This is a genomic window from Hutsoniella sourekii ATCC 700629, assembly GCF_000518205.1.
In the GTDB taxonomy this organism is placed as follows: Bacteria; Bacillota; Bacilli; order Lactobacillales; family Aerococcaceae; genus Hutsoniella; species Hutsoniella sourekii.
This window is the reverse complement of sequence record NZ_JADD01000009.1, coordinates 90,692-102,666: the sequence shown is the minus strand read 5'-3', so window position 1 is coordinate 102,666 and position 11,975 is coordinate 90,692. Positions and strand designations below refer to the sequence as shown.

The window sequence follows — 11,975 nt, the reverse complement described above, 5'->3', positions numbered from 1 at the left end:
TCTGAATCAGCATCTGCTTCAACAAGCGCGTCTGAGTCAGCATCTGCCTCAACGAGCGCCTCAGAGTCAGCATCCGCCTCAACAAGCGCATCTGAGTCAGCGTCTGTTTCAACAAGCGCGTCTGAATCAGCCTCCGCCTCAATAAGCGCATCTGAGTCATCGTCTGCTTCAACAAGTGCGTCTGAATCAGCATCTGCTTCAGTAAGTGCCTCTGAATCAGCCTCCGCCTCAGCAAGTGCGTCTGAATCAGCATCTGCCTCAACAAGCGCGTCTGAGTCAGCATCTGCTTCAACAAGCGCGTCTGAGTCAGCATCTGCTTCAACAAGCGCGTCTGAGTCAGCCTCCGCCTCAACGAGTGCGTCTGAATCAGCATCCGCCTCAACGAGTGCGTCTGAGTCAGCATCTGCCTCAGCAAGTGCGTCTGAATCAGCCTCCGCGTCAACAAGCGCGTTTGAGTCAGCCTCCGCCTCAACGAGTGCGTCTGAGTCAGCATCCGCCTCAGCAAGTGCGTCTGAATCAGCCTCCGCCTCAACAAGCGCGTCTGAATCAGCGTCCGCATCGCAATCAGTCTCAAGCTCTGAGAGTGCATCCCAATCGACTAGTATTTCTCAAGAGATTAGTCAATTAAGAAGTGCTTCTGCTGTAGCATCTGAAGAGCTAAGTACAGCTAAGAGTTTGTCACAAGTTGCTTCACAAGACTTAAGTCAAGCCAACAGCTTGTCAGTGGTCGCTTCTGAATCAGCTCATAGTGCATCAGTGGCTGCAAGTCAATCAGCTCATAGCTTATCTCAAGCCATGTCTGCTAGCGCGCACAGCTTGTCAGTAGCAATGTCTGAGACAATAAGTACGCATGTATCCTTGTCTGAATTAGACTCAAGATCTGATTCTCAATTTGCATCAGAACTTCAGTCAATGAGTCTAGTTCAATCCGCTGAACAATCCGAATTACGTAGTATGAGTGCAGCGATGTCTCAAGAGATTTCAATGCATGAATCACTATCAGTCTTGGATTCTCAATCTGATGTCTTGCAAGAATCAGCTAGTCTAAGTGCCAGCTTAGAAGCTTCTCAAGCAGCTTCTGCTCAGGCTTCAACTAGCCAAGATCAATCAGCTACTATTTCTGAACAGACGTCAGTTATCGCCAGTCTCATGTCTGATAGAGCTAGTCAAGAATCAGCTATATCTTCTGATTCTGACTCACAATCCTCTTCAGAAGTTCATTCACATGGTGCTGGTTGGATTGAATCTGAATTACCAGAATTTGATATTGAAAGCTTCTCGCTATCACTATCAGCTTCTATCTCAGAATCTCTAGCAGCTGAAAGCCAAAGCACGTCTGATAGCTCTTCTGAATCAGCCGGATCAACTAGCCAATCAGCTGTTACTAGTACAAGTACAACCGAAAGCGCAAGTACAAGCACAGCACCAAGTACAAGTGCTAGCGAATCTAGTTCATCATCAGCGACTCCATCGCATTCTCAAGCACCTAATCCATGGGATCTAGATCCTAATAGAGGCCAACAAGGTGCAGATAATGCAGGAGCTATCGAATCCTCTGCCACAAATGTTCAGGATCCATCAGCTAAAGTTGTGGAGGCCAAGGCGCCACAAGCTTCAGCCACTGCCTCTGCAGAAAAATCAAGTCTACCAGAGACGGGTGAAATGACTAGTCCATGGTCACTTGGTGGATTCTTAACAGCTCTAGGTGGTCTAGGAATCTTTGGTTCTAAACGTCGCAAAAAGGATGATCAATAATCCTTAAATATTTAAGCTTGAAGAAGAAAGATTCGTCTTTCTTCTTCAGCTTTATTTTTAGAATGCAGTCAAGACTGCTTGTTTTGACTGTATTCTAGAGATAGAGTAAAGTTCATAGAGGGGACGATTATGACTGTATATAGTATTAATCTAGGAATTGGTTGGTCGAGTAGTGGGGTAGAATACTCCCAGAAGTACCGCAATCAATTATTTCAACAAATCAATCAACCAGCTAATTATATTTTTATGGATCTGATTTTGAATGAGAATATTTGTCATTTAACACGTAACTTAGGTTTCAAGGATGAGGATATCTTATGGCCTTATCTATATTTCACGGATATTCCACTTGGGCCAACGACTTATCGAGTGGACCAAGTCATTGCTTCACTGGCTTACCCAGTAGAAGAGCAGGTTCAGGACAATGATCAAGTGCTTAGACTGGTCTATGATTCTGGTCGCCAATTTGCTCGTTGTTATTTGAGTCAAGCTGGATCTGATCAGGTGGACCGGGTTGAATTTGTCTATAATAATCAATTAGTTCGTAAAGAATATTATACGGACACTTGTTTCTTGGTCGAATACTTTGAGATTAAGGATCAATCGGCTCAAGTTCGTTTGCGCCGTTTCTTGAATCGGGACCGGACGGTTGCTTATGAGCAGTATGTGAATGGTGACCAAGTAACCTTTAAGATGCCCGATCGGATTCTTTATTCGAATGAGGAGTTCCATGCTTATTTCTTTGAGAAGATAGGCTTTGCTTCAGATGACGTTATTCTCTTGGACCGGGGAACGGGCACCGCTCAGGGGCTAGTCTCTCATAGTAATGGCGCTAGTATTGGTGTTGTTGTTCATGCGGAACATTATTCCCCAGATCAGGCGAATGACAACTATATCCTCTGGAATAATTATTATGAATATCAATTCACTAATTATGATTTGTTTGATTTTTATTTAGTGTCTACGCCCCTTCAAAAGGAAGTGTTGGCTAGTCAGTTCAAACATTATTTAGGCGTAGAACCTAAGATATATGTCATTCCGGTAGGGAGTGTCGATCAAGTCAGACAGCCGGAAGGCGACCGTTTGGAATCGAGTATGATGACAGCTTCAAGGTTGGCTTCTGAGAAGCATATTGATTGGCTGGTTGAAGCCGTTGCCCAAGCTCATCAAGAAGTTCCTTCTATTCAGTTCGATATCTATGGCGAAGGGGGTAAGAAGGCCTATTTACAGGAGTTAATTACTAAGTTAGGTGCAGATGAGTACATCCGCTTGAAGGGCCACCATCATTTGGAAGATGTATATAAGAATTATGACTTGTATTTAACGGCTTCAACCAGTGAGGGATTCGGCTTAACCTTACTCGAAGCAATTGCTTCCGGACTAGCCATGATCGGCTTAGATGTACCTTATGGCAACCCGACCTTTATTGATCATGAAGAGAATGGTTACCTGTTGCCATATGAGAATACAATGGAGAAAGAAGAAATTGTAGCTAATCTCACTCAAGCAATTATGCGCTATTTCCAAGAAGCTGACCACAAGCAGATGGCCAAACATTCTTATGAGATTGCTGAGGCTTATTTAGATGAAGAAGTTGCTAAGCAGTGGCAAGCATTAATTAAGGAGGAGTCCCATGTTTAATTTATTTGATCAGTATCATGATTTAAGCCGGGACCTACACCAGTCCTTGAAGCGGGCTGGCTTTGATTATCCAACGATTGTCATAAACGAAGACGGATTCCTGCCTGAAGGAGTGACATCTCCTTATCGCTATTATATGGGGGAGGAGACAGGTATTCCCTTGTACTTTAATCAAGTTCAGATTCCTGATCGCTGGGAGGTCCATGCAACGAGTAGTTCTGCTCAAATTAAGGACTACCATCGTTTGAAGGGCACTATTTATTATAATAATCCTGGATCCAATAGTCGTTTTGTACAAAATGTGGACTGGTATGATGAGGCAGGTAAGGTCGCTTGGTCGGATTGCTATAATCAATATGGTCGTCACTTTGCAACGGTGTCCTATAGCAGTCAAGGCCACGCCCTAGTTAAGACTTACTTTGATATCAAGGGCCAGGAAGTCCTGATCGAACACTTAACCAGTGGCCAAATTGAACTGTTGCAAGATGGGAAATTGCAAATTTTTGCCAATAAGGCAAGCTTTATCTGTCACTTCTTAGAAGAGTTGGAATTATTGGATCAAGGGATGATTATCAACTCCTTATCGACTCCATTCTTTGTCTCCCACCAATTGCCGGCACGTGCTGAGGATATCTTAGTCTGGCAAGAACCTCTGGGCGGAGAAATTCCTGGTAATATGCAATTAATCTTCAAGGAAGAAACACCACGTGCAAAGCGAATCGTTGTGCCGGATCAAGAGACCTATCAACGATTATTAGCCTTATCCGAGGGTCAAGCATTAGCTAGCGACCAGGTCTATCCATTAGGCTATCTCTATCCATTTATAGAGCGCCAAGGAATGACCAAGGATGCCCTGATCCTTACAAATTCGGATCAGATTGAGCGATTAGAAGAACTTGTGGAGGGGTTACCAGACCTTCATTTCCATATTGCTGCGGTTACTGAGATGTCGAATAAGTTAATGAACTTTGATGCCTACGAGAATGTTAGTCTGTATCCGAGCGCGCCCATGGCAAAGATTAAGCAGTTATTGCGTCAATCGGCTTATTATTTAGATATTAACCATGGTAATGAGATTGTCGAAGCGGTTAGAGCGGCCTTCGAATATCAAGCCTTAGTTCTCGCTTTTAAGGAGACTCAGCATCAGACTGTCTATCTAGATCCAGCCAATTGCTATGCTAGTGATGACTACCAAGATTTAATTAGCAAGCTTCATCGTCTGTTAGCTGATGAACAGGCCTATTGGCAAGCCTTGGATGAACAAGTAAGATCTTCTAACTGTCTGACTCCTGAGAGCTTCCAGGCGGCTTGGCAGGATATAACTGCTAATAGGTAAACAACTTGAAAGGGGAGACTATGATTTCAGAACTTTCCAAAAGTTATTCTTTTCGGGTAATTAGTCGCAAAAGTTTATTTACCCTTGGGATCTTAATGATCTATATTTTAGGTCGAAATATTCCATTACCCTTTGTCGGTCAACAAGCCATTCCTCGCCAAGAGATGAATAACTTCATGTCTTATGCCATGATGGCTGCTGGTGGGGATGCTTCGACTCGTAGTCTAGTGACTCTAGGGGTTGGACCCTATATGTCCACGATGATGATATGGCGCTTTGTCTCTATGAGTGACTGGTTCAAGCGGAAGAAATTATCGATGGAACAATCCGGACGTCTTCAGAACCTACTAACTTTAGTGATTGGTTTGATTCAAGCGATGGGGATTGTAGCAAGTTATCAATTAGGTCAAGTCACTCGCGCCGGAATTATTGGTAGTATCAATTGGATGCAGGCCTTATTGGTCTTATTCTTACTTGCTGGATCGCTCTTTACCATATGGTTGGGCTTTCAAAATTCCAAGCATGGCTTTGGGCAATTTACAGTCTTTATTTGTATTAGTATTATCTCACGTTATGCCTTCTCGCCAGAGATTTACCGTGACTACTTTTCATCAATCGCCTCGAGCCAAGAGATTCGCGTGTTATTAATTCTGGGACTTCTGGCGGTTATCTCGTTCATGGGAACCATTATCTTTGAATTAGCAGAGCTTCGCATTCCTTTGAATCGAATTATGATCGATAGCGAGTATAATGAGAAGAATTATTTACCTATCAAACTCAATCCTTCAGGAGGAATGGCAATTATGTATGCGATGACTTTTCTCGCTTTACCGCAGTATCTATTAGCGGCTATTGAACTGGTCATTGGACCTAAGGATTGGATCCAAGCGACTCGGTCGAGTTTGGAGATGACTTCCTGGACAGGAGTCTTACTCTATCTTGGAACTTTATTTGGTCTATCGATTCTGATGGCTTTTGTTAATGTTAACCCGTCAGAACTGACGGATCAGTTGAAGCGATCTGGGGATTATATTCTGGGGATTCGGCCCGGTCGGCCAACAGAATACTTCTTATCCAGACAGGTCTTACGATTATCGTTAATCGGAGCGGTCTTTTTGACGATTGTTGCTGGTGGGCCGATGTTATTTGGTGTGATTTATCCAGAATATCAGCAGATTCTCTTTCTACCCGGTTCCATCTCAATTGTGGGGGGAATTATGATCTCGGTTGTACTAGAGATGCGAGCCTACTATCAAAGAGGTCAATATGGCCCCTTGTTGTAAATTCTTAAGATTTATCTGGACATGTAAGAAAGGAGCTATTGAATATGTATCGCTTTATTACTGCCTGGTACCCCTCTCAAGGAAATTGGTATGACCGCCTAGATGGTTCCTCCTTGAGGAGGGGCTTTCTAGAGTTTGATGATACAGTCAATCAATTGCGAATGTTTCAAGAAGCCGGTGAGGCCATTGAAATTATGGTCTTGAACTACCAGCCCTTCTTGAGAAGCTTCTTACATCGCCATGAATTAACAGGGGTAGCTTACTGGTCTTTATTCGACCAATTGCAGGGGTTTGATCATCAACATACCATTCCACTTAATTACTGGCAGATTGATTGGCCAGAGCAGGCAAATTTTCTTTTTATGCAATATTTTATCCGGGTGATACATCAGGGAGACCTGTATGCGCAAGTTTATCTCAGTGAAATGGGTTATCTGACAGGAATTGATTATTTCCATGCGGGTCAAAAGATTGCTTATCATGAGTATGATGATCGGGGCTATTTATCACGGATTCGCTATTTCCAGGAGGATCACTTAAGTCATGATGACTATCTAGACCGAGAGGGTCAAGTTGTTATCCGAGATGACCGATTAAATGGGCAGGTGCAGGTCACGGGTGAAGCGAGTCGGCACTTAGAAGCGTCTACTTATACTTCCATGAGCCAGCTTATTGAAGAAGTGATTCATAAGGAGCTTCCAAGGCGTTTATCGAGACAAGATTCTCTGGTTATAGCCAGTCATCCTCATCACAATGGTTTACTATTGAATCAGGCTCAAGATTATTCAGTGGCCTTGTCTCTATTTCAATTGCGTAATCCTAGCTACCAAGTAGACTTAACTGAGGGCGAAATGGATGCTCTGTCCCTGTTGGTTACGGACCGGGAGTCCACTAAACCCTTGATTCAAGACCAGCTTGATGATCAGAATCATCATGATCTAGCCATTTACTCAGTAACCCCGTTTGATACGCGTTTACAATTAGGTAAGAGTCAGCGATTAGAAGAATCGATTCTCCTATTAAAGGTTGATGGGTTAAGCCCAACCTATTTACAAGAAGTGTTAGATCATCTGGTTCAGCGCATGAAGCAGGACGATCAGTTACGGGTGAAGCTCATCACGGACCTCTCTGGGGCAATCGATCAAGAGACAGTTGAGTCTCTTGCCAATCAAGCTCAAGCTAATTTCCATGAGATTCCAGCACTTACAGATGTGGAAGACTTTGCCGATAAGCAGGAGAGTGAAGATGAGGAATCTTATGTAGAAGCAGTGATTCTCTCCAGTGAGAATGATCTGATGAAGGCGATGGAATACGCTCGGTTGGTCATCGATCTAGGGGATCCAGCGGACTTGTATACCCAAATTGCAGCAGTATCAACCGGCATTCCGCAACTGGTTCGTTATGAATCGGCTTATGTCACCCATCAAGAAAATGGCTATCTAGTTAATAACTTAGACCAATTAGACCAAGCGCTGGATTATTTCTTAAAGGGCTTAAAGAATTGGAACCAATCCTTGGTTCACTGTGTGGATAAAATCAATACTTATTATTCAGGACAACTCGTTGAGACCTGGAAGGCCTTATTAAAGGGGGAAGTAGATGGCTAATGCACGCGTTAAGATGCTTCAAATAGGCAAGAGTGTTGATAATTGGGCAGACTTATTTTCTCACCGCCCGGATGTAAAGTGGGAGTATGTTCCCTCATCTGAATTGGAAGCTTACTTATTAGCTTATCAAGAAGAGCATGACCGATTCCCGTACTTTAATGGGATAGTGATTACTAGCCTTGAGGGAGTAAGTGAGCCGGAAGTAATTAAGGGTCTAGCTGAGCCTTATAGTTATTTAGTTGAGTCTGGTGTTGTCAAGACTTATCAAAAGTTATTTGATCCTGTCTTCAAATACTTAAGAATTCGCCTCTTCGACAATCAGCAACAAGAAGCGATTGTTCAAGACATTATTCGCTTCTTCTTCGACGGTCAATACGGTGAACGGCGGGAGATGCGAACGTTGATCCTTCAAGAAGATCTTCGAAATAAAGCCTCTTATAAGGGGAATGTATCCTTGTCGATTACGGATGACTTTGGCGATCAATGGCGACCACTTGGAAGTTATCAATACGGTCAATATTATGATGCTGGGGCTCCATTAGAATTCTGGATGGAATACGCCCAAGAGGGTTCCGTTGATTTGTTACTTGAAGTGACCTTTATTCCCCATTCAACGGGTCAGATTCAATCACAAAAGCACTATTTATTAGAAGGTCCCTATCCTATCTTTTGTGATTATTCAGAAGGGGGGCTCATCCTCTTTTCTCTATTTGTTAAAGGGCAAGGAACGGTCCACCTGAAGCAATTACATATGCGATTCTCACGCGGTAAATACGGAATGTATGTCTTAGGTGGGGAGCGTTTGATTGACAGTCAAGGGGAAGAATTAGCCGTTTATTTCCATCCAGGCAACCTCAAGCCACCCCTTAATATCTACTTCTCGGGTTACCGGACGGCTGAAGGTTATGAGGGTATGTGGATGATGAAAGGCTTTGATCATCCCTTTATTCTAGTAACAGATCCAAGATTGGAAGGGGGGTCCTTCTACCGGGGATCAGATGAATTAGAACACCTATTATTGCAATACGTTCGTCAGATCATGGAGAAACTTGGTTACACTAATCGTCAATTGGTGATGGCCGGTTTATCCATGGGAACTTATGGTGCCTTGTATTATGGTGCCCAGTTAAATCCTCATTCCATTGTCCTAGGAACCCCACTGGTCAGTTTGGGTCAAATTGCTGGAAATTTACGTCTCAAGCGTCCGGATTCTTTCGAGACGAGTCTTGATATGATGCTGAAGCTTGCTGGTGGGATCTCCCAAGAGGCTCGTGATGCTTTTGATGAGGCGACTTATGCCCATTTAAGACGGGGAGCTTTTGATGGGACTAGCTTTCGAGTTGTCTATATGACTGAAGATGATTACGATAATGATGGTTATGACCAATTGCTCCAGATTTTTAAGGGGCAAGCTGTTAAGATTATTGGTAAGGCGATTCCTGGGCGACATACAGATAATTTAGGGACGCGGATTAATTATTTTGTGCAATATTTCAAACAAGTGTTAAAGGAGAGTTTTGATGATCGGGAAGCGTAAGACGTCTTTGTTACAGGAGATCAAGTGGCATTACATTAAGCCTAGTACCTATATGCATGGCTCTCAAGTGGACTTTATGGATTCAGGACAGGTTCGCTTCGAAAATGAACTCTTGCCATCGGGTAAACGAATCCATACTTGGACCTCTGGTAGTAACTTTTTCCATAATCGTCAAGGGAGTGAACTGATTCAGTTAATTCCGGGCCGACACTACCACCTGGAAGCCCACCTAACTTGTCAACCCAAGGAATCGGTCTTCGTCGAACTAAGCTTCTATGATCGTTATGATAATCTAATTCAAGCTGTTTATGTAAAGGATGGGCAAGAGGACTTCCAAGTGCCTCTGGGAACTTATTATTATCACATGAGTTTATTTAGTGCTGGCTGTGTGGCATTTACTTTTAATAGTATTTGCTTGAATGAAGAACCTAGAGAGGAGCGAATGGATGTCCAACTTTTTGAATAATTGGCGCTTGCGACCCGTTCGTCGCTTATTGAAGCAAATCAATGCCCTAGCTCCTCAGATGGCTAAGCTGTCAGATAGTGACCTGCAAGGCAAGACTCAAGAATTCCAATCTAGGCTTCAAGCGGGAGCAAGCTTGGATAGTCTACTAGTTGAGGCTTATGCTGTGGTTCGGGAAGCAGATAAGCGGGTTCTGGGAATGTACCCATATGATGTTCAAGTCATGGGGGCTATTGTCATGCATCAAGGGAATGTGGCTGAGATGCGGACCGGTGAAGGGAAGACCTTAACCGCAACTATGCCTATCTACTTGAATGCCTTGGAAGGAAAGGGTGCCTTCTTAATTACTGTAAACGACTACTTGTCCAAGCGTGACTTAGAAGAGATGGGCCCGGTCTACCATTGGCTGGGTCTAACCACCGCTTCAGGTGTTGGACCCGCTGAGGATGAAGAGCCCCCTAGCCCAGAAGAGAAGCGAGCTATTTATCATTCTGATATTATCTATACGACACATTCGGCTTTAGGCTTTGACTATTTGAACGATAACCTGGCTGATAGTCTTGAGAGTCGCTATATGCGTCCCTTGAATTACGTCTTGATTGATGAGATTGATGAGATCTTAATGGATTCAGCGACGACTCCCTTGATTATCTCAGGAGCTCCAAGGACCCAGTCCAATTATTACGCCATGACCCAGAAGTTCGTGGAGACCTTGGATCCGGCAACAGACTTTGAAGTTACAGAAGAAAAAGATGCCGTCTGGCTTCTAAAACCGGGAGTCAAGGCAGCTGAGGCGTATTTTCGAATTGATAACTTATACGGCCCGGGCAACTTCGAATTAGTTCGCCATATCCAACTAGCCCTAATGGCCAATCAGCTCTATGAATTTGATAACCGATATATTGTAACCGATGGGGAGATGAAGTTGGTTGATGAACGAAATGGCCGAGTTCTTCATGGAACTAAACTTCAATCCGGCCTTCATCAAGCGATTGAAGCCAAGGAAGGGGTCGACTTGTCCGAAGCGACACGTGCTATGGCTACCATTACTTATCAGAACTTGTTCAAACTATTTGACAAGATGAGTGGAATGACCGGTACCGGCAAGCCAGCAGATGGTGAATTCAACGAAACCTATAATATGACTGTGGTCCAAATTCCACCCAACCGCCCCAACCAACGGGTTGACCACCCAGATATATTCTATCGGACTTTCCCTGAGAAGATGGCGGCTTCCTTGGAATTTGTCAAGGAGATTCATGCTACAGGGCAACCGATCTTATTAGCGACGGGCTCAGTGGAAGTCTCAGCGCTTTACTCTAACTTATTATTGGGTGAGGGGATCTCACATTCGGTCTTGAATGCTTATAATGCTGCCAAGGAAGCGGCGATCATCGCTGAGGCCGGGCAATTAGGAGCGGTCACGGTGGCCACCTCCATGGCTGGACGAGGAACCGATATTAAGTTAGGACCTGGTGTGGAAGAACTGGGTGGATTGGCTGTGATCGGAACCGAACGGATGATGAGTGAACGGATTGACCTTCAACTTAGAGGTCGGGCCGGTCGTCAAGGAGATCCAGGAATGAGTCAGTTCTTTGCTTGTCTAGAAGATGAGTTGATCATTAAGTTCGCGGCTGAAGAGCACCGCTTTACTATCGCTGACCATCCGGATTATCGGGCAAGCTTTGAACCCTTATCCAATCGGAAATATCAACACGTTTTTGATGGTGCTCAATCTGCCTCCGATAGTTCCGGTGAGGCAGCTAGACGCAACTCCTTGGAGTTCGATGAAAATTTACGGATTCAACGAGAAATTGTCTACCAGGCTAGACGCCAATTACAAGAGGGACAAGGCAGGGAGACCATTGATATCGAAGCCTTTGCCTTAGAAGTGGTCCAAGCCTTTCTGGACAAACATCCTGATCCATCAGTAGGGGAGATTGAACGCTTTATTTATGATAACCTGTCATTTCAGGTTGACCCTAATCTTCTTGAACGAAGATATAGATCAAGGGCTTCCTTGGAGGATGTCTTAATGGATTTGTTTAATCAGGTCATTAATCTAAAGGGTCAAACGGTCCCTCAAAAGTCATTTGATAGCTTTATCTTGAAGTGTGCCTTGAAGTCGATTGATGAGAATTGGATTGAGGAAGTGGATTACTTGTCGCAATACAAACAAGTGGTTCAGATGCGGTCTTCTGCCCAACGTAATCCGATCTATGAATACCAGCAAGAAGCGGTTAAAGCCTACAAACAAATGCAGTTAAAGATCAAGCAGGCTATGGTCCGCTATTTATGCTTAAGTGAGATATCGACGAATTCTGACGGTGAACTGGTTGTCTACTTTGCCTAA

8 protein-coding genes are annotated in these 11,975 nt (G+C 43.9%); all 8 read left to right on the top strand.

From position 1 onward, the window contains the following. On the top strand, positions 1 to 1,755 hold a 1,755-nt coding region (locus tag T408_RS12050), incomplete at its 5' end, for an LPXTG cell wall anchor domain-containing protein (RefSeq protein WP_035419855.1). A gap of 129 nt (positions 1,756 to 1,884) precedes the next feature. After that, complete coding sequence (gtfA, locus tag T408_RS0102240; protein WP_028118498.1) at positions 1,885 to 3,396, top strand: accessory Sec system glycosyltransferase GtfA; 1,512 nt, start codon at positions 1,885 to 1,887, stop codon at positions 3,394 to 3,396. Beyond that, entirely contained in the window at positions 3,389 to 4,732 is a 1,344-nt protein-coding gene (gtfB, locus tag T408_RS0102235) for an accessory Sec system glycosylation chaperone GtfB (RefSeq protein ID WP_028118497.1), read from the top strand. The genes gtfA and gtfB overlap by 8 nt, the downstream gene beginning before the upstream one ends. A gap of 20 nt (positions 4,733 to 4,752) precedes the next feature. Further along, entirely contained in the window at positions 4,753 to 6,015 is a 1,263-nt protein-coding gene (gene secY2 / locus T408_RS0102230) for an accessory Sec system protein translocase subunit SecY2 (protein WP_028118496.1), read from the top strand. Between the two features lie 44 nt (positions 6,016 to 6,059). Further along, a complete protein-coding gene (gene asp1 / locus T408_RS0102225) occupies positions 6,060 to 7,622 on the top strand; it encodes an accessory Sec system protein Asp1 (protein ID WP_028118495.1) in 1,563 nt (520 codons plus the stop codon). Beyond that, positions 7,615 to 9,159 carry an accessory Sec system protein Asp2 gene (gene asp2, locus T408_RS0102220; RefSeq protein ID WP_028118494.1) on the top strand — a complete coding sequence of 515 codons (1,545 nt, stop codon included), beginning with the start codon at positions 7,615 to 7,617 and terminating at the stop codon, positions 9,157 to 9,159. Before asp1 ends, asp2 begins: the two co-directional genes overlap by 8 nt. Beyond that, positions 9,143 to 9,625 carry an accessory Sec system protein Asp3 gene (asp3, locus tag T408_RS10600; protein ID WP_051444741.1) on the top strand — a complete coding sequence of 161 codons (483 nt, stop codon included), beginning with the start codon at positions 9,143 to 9,145 and terminating at the stop codon, positions 9,623 to 9,625. Before asp2 ends, asp3 begins: the two co-directional genes overlap by 17 nt. Then, positions 9,606 to 11,975, top strand: a complete 2,370-nt coding sequence (gene secA2, locus T408_RS0102210) for an accessory Sec system translocase SecA2 (RefSeq protein WP_028118493.1) — start codon at positions 9,606 to 9,608, stop codon at positions 11,973 to 11,975. Before asp3 ends, secA2 begins: the two co-directional genes overlap by 20 nt.